The organism is Paenibacillus sp. MSJ-34, from assembly GCF_018918005.1.
Lineage (GTDB): Bacteria > Bacillota > Bacilli > Paenibacillales > Paenibacillaceae > MSJ-34.
On the sequence record NZ_JAHLPR010000061.1, the window covers coordinates 15,997 to 32,379 of the forward strand.

Consider the following 16,383-nt stretch of genomic DNA (forward strand, 5'->3'; position numbering starts at 1 on the left):
CGGCCGCCATCGAATTATAATTGTGGTACGATATTCAATAGACGATTCATGTCACAACGTTCAGGAGGGGACAAGATGGCGGCAATACCGAATGTTATAGAAGTGGCGGCGCTCGTCGGCGAACCTTCGCGCGTCGCGATGATGCTGGAATTGTTAGGCGGCAAAGCCCTTCCGGCCAGCGAGCTGGCGCGCGCCGCGCGCATTGCGCCGCAAACGGCAAGTTCGCATCTGGCAAAATTGGTCGAGGGCGGCTTGCTCGTCGTGGAAATGAGCGGCCGACACCGCTATTATCGGTTGGCCGGACCCGATGTCGCATACGCGCTTGAAGCGCTTAGCGCCATCGCACCACAAAAGCCGATTCGATCGCTCAAGGAATACGACCAGTCAAAAGTGTTGCGGTATGCCCGCACTTGCTACGACCATATCGCGGGAGAAGTGGGCGTAGGACTGACCGATCGGCTGCTTGCGCTCGGAATGATCGAACGTTCCGGCCGAGACTTTGTCGTCACCAAACAGGGGGATGACCGCTTTAAGCGCTTCGGCATCGATGTAGAGAATGTACAAAAAGGGCGGCGCCATTTTGCCCGACAGTGTCTGGATTGGAGCGAGAGGCGGCATCATATCGCCGGCAGTCTTGGTGCCGCGATTACCAACAGATTGTTTGAACTCGAATGGATTGCGCGTATTCCCGGCGGGCGTGCAGTACGAGTAACGGACGAAGGTATTAAAGGCTTGGCTGACGAGTTCGGCCTGATACTTTGACATGATGCCAATCACCTCAGCAACGCGTTGCATTCATCATTCGATGAAGGGCGAATGTTTTTCCGGCTATAATGCTTGTTGAGGTGATGAAAATGAATAAACAAACGAAAACGGCCATTCAGGTCATTCAGCCCAAAATACTGTACTTCGGTACACCGGTCGTATTGCTCTCCACTTTGAATGAAGATGGAACGACAAACCTTACACCGATGTCATCTGCCTGGGCGCTAGGGAATCGCATCGTGCTCGGGCTCGCCGGAGGAGGGAAGGGATTAGTCAACCTGAACCGCTGCGGGGAATGCGTCGTCAACCTGCCGGATGCGTCGCACTGGGGGCAAGTGGAAAGATTGGCCAGATTGACCGGTGCCAATCCGGTGCCAGACTGCAAACGGGAGCTGTACCGATTTGAACGCGACAAATTTTCAGCCGGCGGTTTCACGCCGCTTGCTTCAGATGTCGTGCGGCCGCAGCGGGTGGAAGAGTGTCCGTTGCAAATCGAGGCGCAAGTCGTCAACCTCCACGAGTCGGAGGGATTTGCCATTATCGAGGTAGAGGCGCAAAAAGTCCATGCCCACGAAACGATTGTGCTGACCGATTATCATGTCAATCCAACCGCGTGGAACCCGTTGATTTACAGCTTTCGCCACTACTTTGGCCTGGATCGGGAGTTGGGCAAAACCTTTAAGTCAGAGACATGAGACAAAAATCAAGAGCTCCCCGATCACGAGCTTTTCCACTGGCAATGCATCGAAAAAGGCTGCGGATTCGATTTCATGGAAGTCGTTATGCGTAATTGGCCGGCAACTGGCGGCCTCTCGGGCGGGCTTGCAAATGATGCCAGATTTGTATACGAACGCGTTATGGAATCGGCAAAAGTAAGCTCCAATGACTCTCTGGATCTGTCGGTATGCTGTACGGAATACAACATAGTAGGAAAATTGGCGCCGGAACCGGCCACATTGTTGTATAAAGTGCAGCATAATCGCGAAATTTTTGCCTATCATCCCAAATTAAGCTTCTTATGCTGTATTTTGTGCAACATCGTCGCCAACTCGTTCGAAAAAACCGGATTATGTTGTATTTTGTACAACAAACGTACGTCCTCTGGTAGAAAAGTACTGTCGTTTCGCCATAAAACCAATGGCATTGTCGGCGAATAAAAATTGATCTATATTAGATTCGCAGCCTTTGCAGGGGCAATAGGCAATATCAACATGCATATCTAAAAAGACGGCAGCCGCCAGGGCTGTCGTCTTAAAGCTGTTATTGCCGGATATGTTAAAGTCATTCCGTGATAAATCTGTCTGCATACACAGCGACATCGGCGCTGTTATAAGTAATTTTCAATTTGTAGTAATCTGCCGGTTGATTGGAAGCTAGCAGTACTTTTTCTCTTTTCGTCTCGCCTGGGCGCACGAAGACGACTTGTGAGCCTACGGGAACGTCGCCTGTAGGAGTTACTTTGAGCAGAGTAAGCGTGACAGATCCCCATGTAATAAAATTCCGGTTGTAATATGAGGCCTCGTACGAGATGTTGCCGGAGAGATAATAGGGCGGCGAAGTGCCTTCTAACGCTTTAGCCGACGCCATCGATGCGATCGAGAGCAGCATGATCATTAGGATGGCAATAACAGAAAATTTTTTCATAATTACACCTCTTTTCATAGTTAGGTAAAATATTACATTTTAATTGTATATATCTCTTGTTGACCAATCTGACTGCCTTTTAATTTGTTAAAAGAATCTTCCCCGGATTTCTCTTGGAAACTTGTGCATAACAAACTGCATCATGTACCTCTTGCAGGTCGTAATGAGACGCAGGAATCGTAAGCTTCAACTTCCCGCTAATGATCAACGATACCAAATGGCGAAACGTTTCCTGCCACGTTTGTACGGAAACATGCCCATTCCAATGTCTTAGATGAAACATCCGAATATTGGCTTTCGCTTGTTTTGCAATATCCGCCCAGTTGACCGGCGTTCCCGACAAAAGACCAATGACTAACAACATGCCGCCAGGGCGAAGACAAAATGCCAACTCTGTTCCGGATGATGCTCCGACAGAATCAATAGCTGCAGTTGCCCCATGTCCGTTCGTTAATTCCATAACCGTTTGATGTAACGGCGTCTCCGTTATATTGATTACATGCGAAGCACCTAGTTGGAGAAGTTCTTCCGTGTAAGAGTGATTCCTCGTTACTGCAATCAGTCGATAACCTATCATTTTGGATAATTGGGCAAATATACGACCGATCGAGGAGCCGCAAGCATTTACCAGTACGACATCGTTTGGTCTTATCTGCAAAACCTCTGTGCAAGCAAGCCACGCCGTTACCGGGTTAATATATAATTGGGCGGCCGTATCATCGTCAATAGCATCCGGTATGGGAACGATCCAATCTGATGATGCTTTCACATATTCTTGCCAAGTGCCCTCCCCCCGTAAAGGCAGTACGCGCTTTCCAATAAGTTCTTTAGGAACGCAAGGCCCCACTTCTTCAATCATACCGACTCCTTCATACCCGGGAATGGCCGGAAGCGAAATGCGATGAGCATAGGCCCCCGTGATAGGAATAAGATCGGATGGGTTTATGGGGCGGGCAAGCATACGTACAAGAACTTCTCCAGGCTTAGGGTTTTCGATTTTTCTACTCTCTACTCTCAGAACATGTTGAGGCGCACCAAACTCATAAAATCTTATACATTTGGCTTCGGACTCCATTCGACGCTCCCCCCGCTTGGGTATTTTTCTTTTAGTATACTCATAAAAGATTCTTCAGGACGACCTTCGGTTAAACTGTTGGTATATTTAACACAAACTGCCACTAGCGTTGCATTAAATCTTCTGGCTGGGATGCGGTACCATGGAAATATAACGGATTTCCGAGGTCTTATTTTTTGAATTCCAGTCGAATATTGGAATTAACGGATTTTCGAACCGTTAACATGTCGCGATCGGCTGAGAATCCTTGGTTTTGTGAAGTTTCGACAAAAATAGAGCCCTCCAAATCCGCTAACTCCGCCAAAATTGCGTTATTGGATCAAATAAGGCCTCCAAAATCCGTTAACCTTGTTCATCCCTATCGCAATCATCGGCTTGAAACGCAGTAAAACATTCGGTGCAACGCTAGTGCACAATTGCATAATAAACCGCTTCGATTTAATCTATACTCGTCTGAAGGAATATATGGCGAAAATGCGCGATGAAAGATTTAGGCAGCGGTCAACCGGCGAGGGGGCAAACCATATTGAAACATTTTTGCTAGAATCCCATGGAATTCGAACGGTAGATAAGAAAGCCGTTGCGGGGACTAATCTGGTTCAGCGCAGGCAAATGGACGGAGCAAGACTTGACTGAGTTGTTTGAATATTTAAACGGCTATTCGATGAAAATGATGTCATTATCAAAAATCTGTTAAAGGATAGGGTGGTTGCAATGGGCTTTATCGTCAGACAGATGATAAGAAGAGGCTGGGAACAAGTGAGGAAGCAGGATTTGGCCCGTATCGCCCGGCAAACGCCGACACCGGGCGTTGCGGAACAAGTCGATCTGGCGTATCTCGACGACGGAGATCCGATGCACCTGCTGGATATCTATTATCCGGCAGGGACGAAAGGGTTATTGCCCACGATCGTCGATATTCATGGCGGCGGCTGGATGTACGGCGACAAAGAATTGAACAAATACTACTGCCTATATTTGGCGGCCCAAGGCTTCGCCGTTGCGAACATCAGCTACCGGTTGCTGCCGAATACCGATTTGCGCGGGCAGGTGCAGGATATCTTCGCCGCATTGCATTGGTTGGAAAAACACGGATCGCAGCATCATTGCGACCTCAGCCGCTTCTATATATGCGGCGATTCGGCCGGCGGGCATTTAACCGGGCTTGCCGCTTGCGTGCAACTTAGCCCCGAATTGCAAGCAATTTACGGTGTGCGGCCAACCGGACTGCATATCAAAGCGATCGGCATCAGCCACGGCATGTGCGAGCTCTCCGATTTTCGCCGTATCAGCCGAGCCTTGGGCGCCGGAAACAGCGTCTATAAGGAAATGTTCCGCATGTTTTTCGGCCAGAAACCGGAGCTTGCGGCATGCTACGGAAAAGCGAGTTTTACGGAAACGGCCGAAGGCCTCGACCTGCCGCCTGTTTTCCTCATCAGCAGCGAAGCCGACCCGCTGCACAATTATCATTCTGTCGTACTGGATCGGTACCTGAGCGAAAGAAATATACTGCATCAAACGAAATTTTGGACGAAATCGCACGGGAAACGTCTGGGACATGTATTTCATGTCGCCAATCCGGAGTGGCCGGAGAGCATGGAATCCAACAATGAGATGCTGGCGTTTTTCTCGAACATATAGTCTGGTCTCGTCCGGCAATGTCATCCTGTTTTCCGCTCGTCTGTTGGATTTTATCCAGCGGAATAATGCTTCTCAGCCCATTCTGCGTGCGTTGATTGGATTTCATCCAATCAAATCATCGCAAATCCGGTGAAAAGCGGAATACGGCTCGAATCTGTTGGATCATTTCCAATGAGACCTCGCTTTTCATCGAAAACCTTTCCATTTGATTGGAGATAATCCAACTTGTTCAGCTTTATTTGTACAGCACATCGTCCTTCAATGTTGCGATTTTGTCGAGCGCTTCGCGAATATTCGCTTCGGGGACCTCGAAGTGTTCCAACGCCTCGCGTAAATGCTTCACGATCGCATCGAAATGCTCGGGTTGCAGGTTCATCCCCTCATGCGCTTTCGCCATCGCTTTCCCTGTATACCGTTTCGGGCCTCCGAGAGCGAAACTGATGAATTTCGTTTGATGCAGACGTTGTTTTTCCATATCGGTATTGGCGAAAAAATGGTTGACCGTATCGTCGGCCAGTACAAGTTCGTAGAAGTAATCGACCACTTTGCCGATCGTTTCTTCGCCGCCAAGTTGTTCGTAAAGGGTTGCCGTTGAAGTCATGCGATACCTCCGTTGTATTTATTGGGAAAAGACAAGAATTAGTATCTCCCAATAACGGCATTTCGTTTCGGCTGTTTTTTTGCATCCCATATTACGGAAATGCATCAAACATTTCGCAAGCATTGCATGAAGGGCGGAACGTTTGGCGGCAACCGGGAAGGGGAGCGGGGGAAAAGACATTCTGAGCATGATGCATATATTTTAGCGCGGTGAAATTTATGCACGAGACTCAGAAAGGGGAAAAAACAGAGATAGCGGTTGGGGAACGTCGATAAATGAACGGAGCTATTTGTACGGCTCATCGCCAATCAAAGTATCGACTTTATCGTGCTGTGGTGCATATCGTCTTCATTGCCACCGAAGCGCTTTAATAAACATATTGACAAATAATAAACCATGAATCTATAATGAACACTAAACCTGCTCATCAGTGATGAGGTACCTAAAAAGTTAGTTTTCTTTACACTAAAGTACAGCAATTTTTTTTTATTAATTGCTCCTCATCATAGATGAGGAGGGAAAGGTGAGGTGTGAGGTGGACGTAAAGTATGTTGAAAACGTTGACACACTCGATGAAGAGAGCTTTTTTCCTTCAAAAAGCGAATATTCGGAGTATCTCGTTCTAAAGTATTTGAAACAAACCGATGAGCCGGTTGGCTCCTGGGTTTTGAAAGTGATGCTTGGACTGAAAGGAGTAGAGCTAAGCACGGCGACGATTGGAAGATTGTTGAAAGAATTGGACGCCAAGGGATTCACAAAGCTTGTCGGCGCGCAAGGAAGGGTCATTACTTCGGAAGGAATTCATTATGCCAAATTTCAATCCGAACGGATCGAAAGGGAGCGCCTGCAGGCGCGGCTCATGATGGCGGCGATACCGCAAAGCCTTGACGAGTTGATCGATTTGCTTCATGCAAGGAAAGCTTTGGAGTGCGAAACGGCAAGACTGGCCGCGCTTCGTGCTAACAAAAAGGATATTGAGGAACTTGAAGTTTCGTTGAAAAAACATGAGGAAGTCGTCAAAGGAAAGATTGACCCTACCGATATTGCTTTAGATTTTCATATTAAAGTGGCCAAGGCGTCCTATAATCGATTCTTAATTGCATCGCTGGATATTTTAATTTACGAAGAACTTAAGCTGGAATCGCAAATTGCCCAGCTCATCACGAGAGAGCGCGGGGAAGAGTATCTTCTTCAACATATATCGATTGTCGACGCTATTAAGCAGAAAAACGCTCAAGAAGCCGAGAGACTGATGGGCGTTCATATCGAAACGCTGATTGGCGCTATTAAAGAACAAGCCGAAGGATATGAAACCCAAATGATCCCGTTTATGAATGGGATAGACGAATAAAGAAAGGGGCGAATGAAATGGGGACCGTATTTGATACCGCGATCGTGAATGGAACTATTGTGTTGGAGAATCAGGCAGTGAAGGGAACCTTATTAATTCAGGACGGCAAAATTGCGGGCATTTTGGATAGCGGCAGCAAGGTTGAAAGCAAGAAGCTGATCGATGCCGAAGGGATGGTTGTATTGCCCGGCGCCATTGATCCCCATGTTCATCTATGGGAGCCAAGCCCGCAAGATTATAGAGAAGATTATCAATGCGGTTCCAAGGCGGCAGCTGCGGGCGGAGTCACGACTATCATCGAAATGCCTTTAAGCGTTCCGCCGGTCATCGATCGCGAATCGTTTCAGTTAAAAAAGGATATTGCCGATCGCAACTCCTTGGTCGATTTTGCCCTTTGGGGCGGATTAATTCCTAAGTCGGTTGATCGTCTGAGTGAAATGCATGAATTAGGGTGTGTCGGTTATAAAGCGTTTATTTCATACGCGAACGATAATTATCCTCATACGCCGGATGATGTGTTATTCAAAGCGATGAAGAATGCCGCAAAGTTCAACGGCCTTGTCGGGGTTCATGCTGAAAACGCTGACATCGTAGAAACGGTAAGTAAAGAGATGGAGCAAAGCGGAAATAGAGATCCGGAGTCCTATCCGGATGGAAGACCGGCTTTGGCCGAACTGGAAGCGATGGAAAGGGCCATGTTATTCGCGGAACATACCGGCTGCCGCTTGCATATTGTTCACATGTCCGTAGCGGAAGGCGGCGAACTGGTTCGCAAGGCGAAAGAGAAAGGGGTCAAGGTTTCGAATGAAACATGTCCGCACTACCTGTTATTTGATAAATCGATCCTGAAAGAAAAGGGCCCGTTTGCCAAGTGCAATCCGCCCATCAGATCGTATGAGAATAAAGAGGGCCTGTGGGAACAAATATTCAAGGGAAACATCGACTTTATCGGCTCCGATCACTCGCCGTACACCGATGAAGAAAAACTCGAAGGCAAGGATAATATATGGAAGGCTCTGCCCGGATTCGGCGGAATTGACGTCTTGCTGCCGGCGATGATTAGCGAAGGCGTGAATGCCAGGGGACTCGGTTTGGTGGAACTGGCCAAGCTGGTTTCAACGAATGTAGCGAAAACATTTGAAATCTATCCGAAAAAAGGGACCATTGCCGTCGGATCGGACGCCGATTTGGCGATTGTAGATTTGAATCAAGAGTGGGTTTATCAAGGCGAGCATTCGTTTTCGAAAACAAAAAGTTCGCAAGGCATTTATGAAGGGTATAAGTTTAAAGGCAGGGTTATGACAACGATGGTGCGGGGGACTGTCATTTATAACGATGGGGAGATTACGGAAGAATCGACCTACGGAGAGTTTGTCCCCATTCAACGGTAACAGAAAGGAGAAGCAAACATGAATGTTTTGGTAACCGGAAGCTCAGGGTTGGTAGGATCGGCCGTTATGGAATTGTTACATCGCGAGGGCCATCATGTTGTAGGGTTTGATCAAAGAAAGTCGCCAATTACGGATCATCTTACGGTTGAAACCGGAGATCTATGCGATTTTCCGAGATTGGCCTCGATCATTCAAAAGTACAATATCGGCGCCATTGTCCATTCGGGCGGAATATCGCATCCTCATGCGGGGGAAGCGTCGCCATATGAGACCGTAAGAACCAATATATTGGGAACAACAACGATATTTGAAGCGGCAAGACTATTTCATATTAACAAGGTAGTTTATTTGAGTTCCGGCGCTGTGTACGGCAATCATTCCGCGGGAGTAACCACTGTGGAAACGAAGGTTCATCCGGAGAATACGTACGCTGTGTCGAAATTGACGGGCGAATACCTCGGGGAGGTATATAACAGAAATTACGGGATGAATGTCATCTCGTTACGCCTTGCTTTTGTTTATGGTCCCAACCGTTTCATGCCTGATCCGATTAAATCCCTTTTGGAAAGGGCGGTCAACGGGCTTGATATCGATGATGCGAAGGGCGCGGATCAACAGTTGGAATTCATTTATGTCAAGGATGCCGCTCTAGGCGTCTATAAAGCGCTGCAAGCTGAAAAATGCAGTTCAAGCATCTTCAATATTGGAACAGGGGTAAATACCAAGATGAATGAAGTTGCCGCCGTTATTAAGAACCTGTATCCTAATATATCGATCAAGATCGGACCCGGTGACTTAGGTTATGACTTTATCGGCGCCTTTGATTGCAGCGAAGCGGAGAAGCAGCTAGGGTTTAAAGCGAATTACCGTCTTGAAGACGGTATTGCCGAATATGCAAAGTATTTGGAAGAGAACAAGAAATCGAAAAGTTGAAAGCGTTTAATTACACGAGGCAGGTGAATATCACATGGGGCAAGTTTCGGTTGGAACGATCGATTATTTTATTATTTTTAGTTATTTTGCATTTGTCATCGTCGTTGGATTCATTGTGCAAAAGATGATTAAAACAGACAGCGATTTCTTCCTCTCAGGCAGATCTCTTCCGGCATGGATAACGGGTATTGCCTATTTGGCGGCGAATTTAGGCGCTCTGGAATTGTTGGGAATGGCAGCCAGCGGCGCGCAATACGGAATGTTAACGATGCATTATTATTGGATGGGAGCGGTACCCGCTATGTTATTCGTAGGCTTGTACATGTATCCGTTCTTTTATGCATCCAAAGCGAGAACGATTCCGGAATATTTAAGGTTTCGATTCAATGAAGCAACCCGGGGATTGAACGCCATCACATTTTTTATCCTGACGATTCTGTTTTCCGGGATTAGTTTATACGCTATGGGATTGATTTTTAGCGTGTTATTGGGATGGTCGATGGTCTTCAGTATCATTGTCGCGGCTGTCGTCGTTTTATTATATGTAACGCTGGGCGGATTAACTTCATCGATATACAACGAAGTGATTCAATTTTTCTTAATATGGATCGGTTTGCTGCCCATTGCTGTCATTGGCATGTATAAGTTCGGAGGCATGAGCGGTATTTTGGCCAACATGCCCGAGTCCTTCACGCATCTATGGCAAGGTTTGGGCAGTACGGCGAATAATCCGATGGGCGTAAGCTGGTTTGGAGTGATTGTAGGGCTGAGCTTTGTTCTTTCATTCGGATATTGGATGACCGATTTCCTGGTTGCGCAAAGGGCATTTGCCGCCAAGGATGTAAGAGCGGTGCAAAATACGCCGATCTATGCGACCTTCTTTCGCATTATCGTACCCATCGTCGTCATTGTTCCAGGGTTTATCGCCATTCCGCTTTTTCCCGAGCTTGGCAAAAATCCCGATATGCCCTATAACCTGGCATTGCCGCTTACGCTCGCCGAATTATTGCCCGAAGGATTATTCGGTTTAGGCATCACTGCATTATTGGCTGCTTTCATGAGCGGGATGGCAGGCAATATTACAGCTTTTACGACCGTTTGGACCTATGACATCTACCAAGCTTACATTAAAAAAGACGGCAGCGATAAGCATTATATGAAAGTCGGGCGTCTCATGGTTGTTCTCGGCACCATACTTGCCGTTTTTGCCGCATTTCTGGCAGCGAAGTTTCCGAATATTATGGACTATATTCAAATGTTGTTCTCATTCTTTAACGCTCCGTTCTTTGCTACATTCTTCTTGGGCGTCTTTTGGAAGAGAGCAACCGGATGGGGAGCGTTCTGGGGATTGCTGTTGGGGATTACAAGTTCTTTCCTCATGTATTTCCTTATTCCGAGCGATTTTTACAGCACATTGGCGGAAGGCAACTTCTCAAGAGCGCTATGGGCTTGGATCGTAACGATGGTCATCACTATCGTCGTAAGCTTGTTTACAAAACCGAGACCGGAAAGCGAACTGAAGGGCTTGGTACGAAGCGTGAGCGAAAAAATATCATACCCGAATCTTCCTTGGTATAAACGCCCGGGCTATCTCGCGATTATTTCTATCCTTATTATGATTGTTATCAATCTTTATTTCTGGTAAGCGGATTCATGTAATGAAATGAAAAAACGGGGAGTGAGATCATTGAAGAGGTTGCTATTCGATCTTAAGTTTTTGACGGGCATCATTTTTTGTTACTTGGGTTTGGTTTTAACCGTGTATGGATTATTTACGAATAAAACAACAGAGCACTTTCCATTTAATATCAATTTATGGTGGGGTATTGTTACGTTTCTGTTTGGACTAGCCTTTTTGCTAGGCAGTTTCATTACGGTTAAAAAGTCCGAATCGGTTCGCTAAAAATAAGATAGGGGAGTAGAAACTATGGATTCAACATTGAGACCGGCCAATATTTTTATAGAGCCTTCCGAAGAAAGGTTTCAGGATAACTATCGGCGTTGGCAAGGGATTCCTTCTCTTGAGGTAACGGAAAAAGGAAGAATATTGATCAATTTCTACTCCGGACAAGATGCGGAGGTTGGCGGCAACATTATGGTTTTATGCGTAAGCGACGACCATGGGCGAACATTCCGCTCAGGCGTGACCGTGGTAGAACACCCCGATCCGGAATGCCGCATTTACGATCCGAATTTATGGATTGATCCTTTGAAGAGATTATGGATGACCTGGACGCAAACGCGAGGGTTTAACGACGGAAGAATGGGGGTATGGGCGTCGATTTGCGAAGATCCGGATGCGGAGCGGCTGAACTGGAGTCCGCCGCGAAGAATTGCGAACGGCATCATGATGAATAAACCGATTGTGACATCGAAACAAGAATGGCTCTTTCCATGCGCGATATGGTGCAATACGAGCGGAAGCACGCCAAGCGAGGATCACGGATTGCAGAACGAACAGTTTTCCAATGTTTATGTATCCACGGATAGCGGAAATTCCTTTAGCCTAAGAGGCCATGCGGATGTGCCGAATCGAAGCTTCGATGAACATATGATCGTGGAGAAAAAAGACGGAACCTTATGGATGCTTGTCAGAACATTCGACGGGATCGGGGAAAGCATCTCCCAAGACGGAGGCTATACCTGGTCCCCAGGCAGGAAAAGCCATATCGACGGGCCATGCTCGCGTTTTCACATTCGCAGATTGAAGTCGGGAAGATTGTTGCTGATTAACCATCACAATTTCCATGAAAGAATCGACTTGGACGATATTCTTAGCCAAGGGGATGTGAAGAAGTGGAAAGGACGAAGCCATTTGACGGCTCTATTAAGCGAAGATGACGGAAAAACATGGCCGTATTCGTTATTGCTTGACGAACGCAACGAGGTGTCGTATCCGGATGCCGTCGAGGCCGCGGATGGGTATATTTATGTCACTTATGATTGGGAACGTGTAAAGCAACGGGAAATATTGATGGCACGGTTTACGGAGGACGATATTATGAGGGGCGAATGCCGTTCGCAAGGCGCTATACTAAAACAACTTGTCAACAAAGCGACAGGTCAACCGGATATCGAATAAGTTAAATAATATGGCAGTAATAGAGCGGCAGTCGAGGATTTGATTTTCTTATCCGGGGCTGCCGTTTTTTCGTTGCCCCGCGAAGCCCCCCCGTAATTGATCTTACTTATTGCTCCGGATCGCCACTCTGTGGTACCATCTCAACACATACCAGCATTTCCCTCTATGAGACCGGAAACAAATAAATTTCTATCCTGGAGTTGAGATCCATTGAAACGCCGCGCAAAATACAATCCGTTCAGAACAATATCGAACGGCATCAGGAATGCCAGGTTAAGGACCAAAATTCTTTTATCCAACATGATCATCATCTTGTTGATTACAACTGCAATTGGAAGCGCATCCATTTATACGGCCAACTATTTTCTGGAGTCGAATACGAAAGATCTGTCCGCACAAATCGTCCATCAGGTGTCCGACAATATTGAATACCGCGCCAGAGAATTTATGAATTCAACGGTGTACCTGATCTCGGATCAACTATTGCGGGACTTCCTGACGGAGAGAGCGGAGGCTGTCACCGAAGACAATTACGCTGCGTACCAGTACCGCGTTAATTACGTGCTCGCACAATTCGCCAGCAATAATCGTTATATTCGTTCCATTGTGATTAAAAACAACAAGGGTACGGTCTATTGGTGGGAGAATAAGCATCAGATTCAAAACGAGCTAAACGTCCATAGCGCTTCGCAAATTATGAGTCAAGCCGAAGCCGAACTGAGAAGCAGCGGGCATGAATATGTATGGACATCCTCGTTCCGGGGGGAAGATGAAGTTTCCTTGACCAGAAATTTCATCGATTTAAACCATGTCAATGTGCATATCGGCACCGTCCTCATCAATATCGATCCTAATTTTTTCAGAAATTTAAAGTCGGATATTTCTTACATCAATCCGGACAACATCGCGATATTCAATCAGAACGACCAAGTTTTGGTCAAAAGCAACTTCAGGCAGCCCGAGCGGGATGCGCTCTTTGGCAACGGTCAATCCGAATCCGCCGCCGCAAACGGCGCGATTCGTCGGATCGAAGGCCAAAATTACTTAATAACGCAAAAGCAAACATCCCCTTCCGGATGGAGGGTGGTCTGCGTCATCCCCATGACGATGCTGAAAGACCATACTAGGCTCCTGCAGTGGATGATTCTGATTTTCAGCGCCTTGGCCATCCTTATTTCCATTGCCATTTCATGGTTCCTGTCGGCGACGACAACGAAAAATATCAAGCTGCTCGAAAAAAACATGCGAAAAGTAGAAGAAGGCGATTTCCAAGTCAGAACCGATATTATGGGACGCGACGAAGTCGGCATGCTGTCGGTTCGTTTTAATTTTATGGTCGGCAGAATTAATGAACTGGTCAACAGCGTATATAAAGAGCGGATTGCGAAACAACAAGCCGAGTTCCAGGTGTTGATGGCGCAGATCAATCCTCATTTTCTCTATAACACGCTTGGAACGATTAAATGGTTCGCCCGCATGAAAGGGCAATCCGAAATCGAAAAAATGACGGGTTCGCTGTTCGAGCTCCTCAAATCGTCTGTGCGAAGAACGAGCGAGTTCCATACGTTAGCGGAGGAGATTATGCTGTTGGACAACTATATTTTTATCCAAAAAATGGGTTATGGGGATGAACTCCAAATCAAATTCGATATCGACGAGAGGTTGCTCCAATGTTATGTTCCCTACTTGAGTTTGCAACCGCTTTTGGAAAATGCCATCTTGCACGGAATCGAGCCGTCGAAAGGCAACGCTTTGATTACGATTCGGGCTTGGCGTGAGAACGAAAGGATTTACTTGGTCGTGGAAGATAACGGAGTTGGAATGGATGAGCAAAAAATCGAGCAAATTGTAAACGGCCGCGGTCAAGAGGACAAACGATTCCCGGGCATGAGCAGCATCGGGGTCCGCGGGGTCAACGAAAGAATTCAATTGTATTACGGCAAGGAGTACGGTTTGTTGTATGAAAGTCAACCGGGCCGAGGAACGAAAGCGAAGATCAAACTCCCTTATCATACGAAACTGGAGGAGGCTGAACATATTGCTGCGGGTTATGATCGTTGAAGATAACGCGATTTACCGTTATGCCATTAAAACCATTATTCGCTGGGAGGATTACGGCTTCGAGCTGACGACCGAGGCCATTAACGGCAAACAGGCATTGGAATATATCAAGGAGCGCCGCTGCGATGTAATCATTACGGATATGAGCATGCCGGAGATGAACGGGCTCGATCTAATCCGGCAGGTCAAGCGGTTGTACCCGGCGATCAAATTTATCGCGCTAAGTTCTTTCGAAGAGTTTCATTTCGTCAAAGAAGCGATGAGATTGGGAGCGCAGGACTATCTGCTGAAGCATGATCTTGAAATCGAGGGACTGATTCAAGTCCTGGAGCAAGTAAAGATATCGATCTTGAAGGAGCGAGAGAAGCTTGCGGAAGCGAATGCATCGGATATTCATCTGACGAGCCTGTACCTAAAGAAAATGATGCTCGGCGAGAATATTCAGAGCGATCAAACGGAGACTGCCGGTTATCATTTTGAACAAACGTTATCCCGCTCACCCTATATCGTGCAACTCCTCCGCTTTAACGCCAACAAGCACGAAGAGGTTATTGCCGATTCCATGCCGGGCAAAGCCCAAAGCGACTTTCTGGACCGCATTCGCAAGGAGAATGAGCATTTCTATCCGATTGTCCTGTCCGAGAAACAAGCTGCAGTCATCCAAAGTTTTCCTCACATCAAAAGCGAGTCGCACATGATTGCGTCCGCCCTTGAATTCGCTGATCGTCTCGTCCCGATTGCCCGGAGTTTGCAGCTGTCCCTCTCTGTAGGAATGAGTCGGATCGGTGTCGGTTACTCCGCTCTTCCCGATCTATTTCGGCAAGCCGAAGCCGCGTTGTTCCAAAAAATATATGCGGATCGCGAGAGGATCTTCATTTATCGGGAAGCGCAGCCCCCGGAAGAGGGATTGCATCATACATGGATGACGCAATTCACATTGGCATTCAGAAGCGAAGATATGAAAGTGATCGAAGATAAGATCGCATACGTCTTCGAATGGATCCAATCCAGCCGCTTGGAGATGAAACATGTCAAACGGCTATTGTTCGATCTGTTCGCCCTTCTGCCGGTCTTTGCGGCGGAGAGGAGAATGAAGCTGAACAGCATGAATCATTGGCATGACGTCTTGCTTGATTCGATGGACAATTTGGAACCGATTGGCGAAATGAAAGAATACTTCCTTTCTTGTTGTCGTCAAATTTTCGGACAAACGGAAATCCGGCAATCGCATCGCCAAGATATCCGGATGGCCGTCGAATACATAAACGAGCATTACAACGAGGATATTTCCGTTGCCAATATTGCCGACGTATTGAATTTGAGCCCCAATTACCTCTCCAAATTGTTTCGAAGCGAGACGGGCATAAGACTCGTCGAATATATCAATCAACGCCGGATCGAAGCGGCCAAGAGGCTGCTGCGGGAAACGAACCTTAAGGTTTATGAGGTAGGCGAAAAAGCCGGCTTTCAGGAAACGTCGTACTTTTGCAAAGTCTTTAAAGAACTGACGGGAGTCACTGTAACAGAGTATAGGAAGAAATAAAGCGTTGTTGATTATTACAACGTTTCGTAGTTTTTTGATACGAGTACGATGTTGGATTTGACTGTTCGAGGATATTTCCAACGAATCGTTTTTTTGTTCAATGAAAACATGGTTCGTGTCTTATAGACTAAGATCAGATGGCGGATGTAAGCGCTATCCGAGACTAGTCAAGCCAAAAGTCCAGCGGTAAGATGTCAAGCCCCTGATTCATGAGAATTGGAAATTTACTTTAAGGAACAGGTCAATGAGTCAGGAAAAAAGACAACACCAAACTAAACCCAGTTCAAAAATCGAGT

The 16,383-nt window shown here is 46.8% G+C and carries 14 protein-coding genes; 11 read left to right on the top strand and 3 right to left on the bottom strand.

What is annotated here, in order from left to right:
* The first annotated feature begins 75 nt into the window (after window positions 1-75).
* From KQI79_RS24050 to KQI79_RS24060, 3 genes are all read left to right on the top strand, one after another.
* Window positions 76-762 (top strand): ArsR/SmtB family transcription factor, encoded by a 687-nt coding sequence (locus KQI79_RS24050; RefSeq protein WP_216540847.1) that lies wholly within the window; start codon window positions 76-78, stop codon window positions 760-762.
* A 92-nt stretch (window positions 763-854) separates the two neighbouring features.
* Window positions 855-1,460, top strand: coding sequence for a flavin reductase family protein (locus tag KQI79_RS24055; protein WP_216540848.1), 606 nt, complete (start codon window positions 855-857; stop codon window positions 1,458-1,460).
* 75 nt (window positions 1,461-1,535) lie between these two features.
* Complete coding sequence (locus KQI79_RS24060; RefSeq protein ID WP_216540849.1) at window positions 1,536-1,922, top strand: hypothetical protein; 387 nt, start codon at window positions 1,536-1,538, stop codon at window positions 1,920-1,922.
* A 124-nt stretch (window positions 1,923-2,046) separates the two neighbouring features.
* Here the strand turns inward: KQI79_RS24060 and KQI79_RS24065 are convergent, their stop codons facing one another.
* Complete coding sequence (locus KQI79_RS24065; protein WP_216540850.1) at window positions 2,047-2,409, bottom strand: hypothetical protein; 363 nt, start codon at window positions 2,407-2,409, stop codon at window positions 2,047-2,049.
* A 79-nt stretch (window positions 2,410-2,488) separates the two neighbouring features.
* Window positions 2,489-3,484, bottom strand: coding sequence for a zinc-dependent alcohol dehydrogenase family protein (locus KQI79_RS24070; protein WP_216540851.1), 996 nt, complete (start codon window positions 3,482-3,484; stop codon window positions 2,489-2,491).
* A 714-nt stretch (window positions 3,485-4,198) separates the two neighbouring features.
* Between KQI79_RS24070 and KQI79_RS24075 the strand changes: the two genes are divergently transcribed.
* Window positions 4,199-5,125 carry an alpha/beta hydrolase gene (locus tag KQI79_RS24075; RefSeq protein ID WP_216540852.1) on the top strand — a complete coding sequence of 309 codons (927 nt, stop codon included), beginning with the start codon at window positions 4,199-4,201 and terminating at the stop codon, window positions 5,123-5,125.
* Between the two features lie 235 nt (window positions 5,126-5,360).
* Here the strand turns inward: KQI79_RS24075 and KQI79_RS24080 are convergent, their stop codons facing one another.
* Window positions 5,361-5,726, bottom strand: coding sequence for a group I truncated hemoglobin (locus KQI79_RS24080; protein WP_216540853.1), 366 nt, complete (start codon window positions 5,724-5,726; stop codon window positions 5,361-5,363).
* A gap of 535 nt (window positions 5,727-6,261) precedes the next feature.
* Between KQI79_RS24080 and KQI79_RS24085 the strand changes: the two genes are divergently transcribed.
* The 7 genes from KQI79_RS24085 (at window position 6,262) to KQI79_RS24115 (ending at window position 16,087) form a co-directional block, all read left to right on the top strand.
* Window positions 6,262-7,077, top strand: coding sequence for an FCD domain-containing protein (locus tag KQI79_RS24085; RefSeq protein ID WP_216540854.1), 816 nt, complete (start codon window positions 6,262-6,264; stop codon window positions 7,075-7,077).
* A 17-nt stretch (window positions 7,078-7,094) separates the two neighbouring features.
* Entirely contained in the window at window positions 7,095-8,468 is a 1,374-nt protein-coding gene (gene allB / locus KQI79_RS24090) for an allantoinase AllB (RefSeq protein WP_216540855.1), read from the top strand.
* An 18-nt stretch (window positions 8,469-8,486) separates the two neighbouring features.
* The gene (locus KQI79_RS24095; RefSeq protein ID WP_216540856.1) at window positions 8,487-9,401 is read left to right on the top strand and encodes an NAD-dependent epimerase/dehydratase family protein; all 915 of its coding nucleotides are present in this window, start codon (window positions 8,487-8,489) and stop codon (window positions 9,399-9,401) included.
* Between the two features lie 34 nt (window positions 9,402-9,435).
* Window positions 9,436-11,046, top strand: coding sequence for a sodium:solute symporter family protein (locus KQI79_RS24100; RefSeq protein ID WP_216540857.1), 1,611 nt, complete (start codon window positions 9,436-9,438; stop codon window positions 11,044-11,046).
* Between the two features lie 282 nt (window positions 11,047-11,328).
* Window positions 11,329-12,483: a sialidase family protein gene (locus KQI79_RS24105; RefSeq protein ID WP_216540858.1), complete on the top strand. Its 1,155-nt coding sequence runs from the start codon at window positions 11,329-11,331 to the stop codon at window positions 12,481-12,483.
* Between the two features lie 210 nt (window positions 12,484-12,693).
* On the top strand, window positions 12,694-14,544 hold the full coding sequence (locus KQI79_RS24110) for a cache domain-containing sensor histidine kinase (protein WP_216540859.1): 1,851 nt from the start codon (window positions 12,694-12,696) through the stop codon (window positions 14,542-14,544).
* Window positions 14,522-16,087: a response regulator gene (locus KQI79_RS24115; protein ID WP_216540860.1), complete on the top strand. Its 1,566-nt coding sequence runs from the start codon at window positions 14,522-14,524 to the stop codon at window positions 16,085-16,087. Before KQI79_RS24110 ends, KQI79_RS24115 begins: the two co-directional genes overlap by 23 nt.
* Window positions 16,088-16,383: the final 296 nt, after the last annotated feature.

Excerpts from the sequence above, each read along its gene's own strand:
- KQI79_RS24080 (WP_216540853.1), bottom strand. The coding sequence starts at position 5,726 with ATGACTTCAACGGCAACCCTTTACGAACAACTTGGCGGCGAAGAAACG.
- allB (WP_216540855.1), top strand. The coding sequence starts at position 7,095 with ATGGGGACCGTATTTGATACCGCGATCGTGAATGGAACTATTGTGTTG.
- KQI79_RS24075 (WP_216540852.1), top strand. The coding sequence starts at position 4,199 with ATGGGCTTTATCGTCAGACAGATGATAAGAAGAGGCTGGGAACAAGTG.
- KQI79_RS24050 (WP_216540847.1), top strand. The coding sequence starts at position 76 with ATGGCGGCAATACCGAATGTTATAGAAGTGGCGGCGCTCGTCGGCGAA.
- KQI79_RS24100 (WP_216540857.1), top strand. The coding sequence starts at position 9,436 with ATGGGGCAAGTTTCGGTTGGAACGATCGATTATTTTATTATTTTTAGT.
- KQI79_RS24105 (WP_216540858.1), top strand. The coding sequence starts at position 11,329 with ATGGATTCAACATTGAGACCGGCCAATATTTTTATAGAGCCTTCCGAA.
- KQI79_RS24055 (WP_216540848.1), top strand. The coding sequence starts at position 855 with ATGAATAAACAAACGAAAACGGCCATTCAGGTCATTCAGCCCAAAATA.
- KQI79_RS24070 (WP_216540851.1), bottom strand. The coding sequence starts at position 3,484 with ATGGAGTCCGAAGCCAAATGTATAAGATTTTATGAGTTTGGTGCGCCT.
- KQI79_RS24065 (WP_216540850.1), bottom strand. The coding sequence starts at position 2,409 with ATGAAAAAATTTTCTGTTATTGCCATCCTAATGATCATGCTGCTCTCG.
- KQI79_RS24095 (WP_216540856.1), top strand. The coding sequence starts at position 8,487 with ATGAATGTTTTGGTAACCGGAAGCTCAGGGTTGGTAGGATCGGCCGTT.
- KQI79_RS24060 (WP_216540849.1), top strand. The coding sequence starts at position 1,536 with ATGGAAGTCGTTATGCGTAATTGGCCGGCAACTGGCGGCCTCTCGGGC.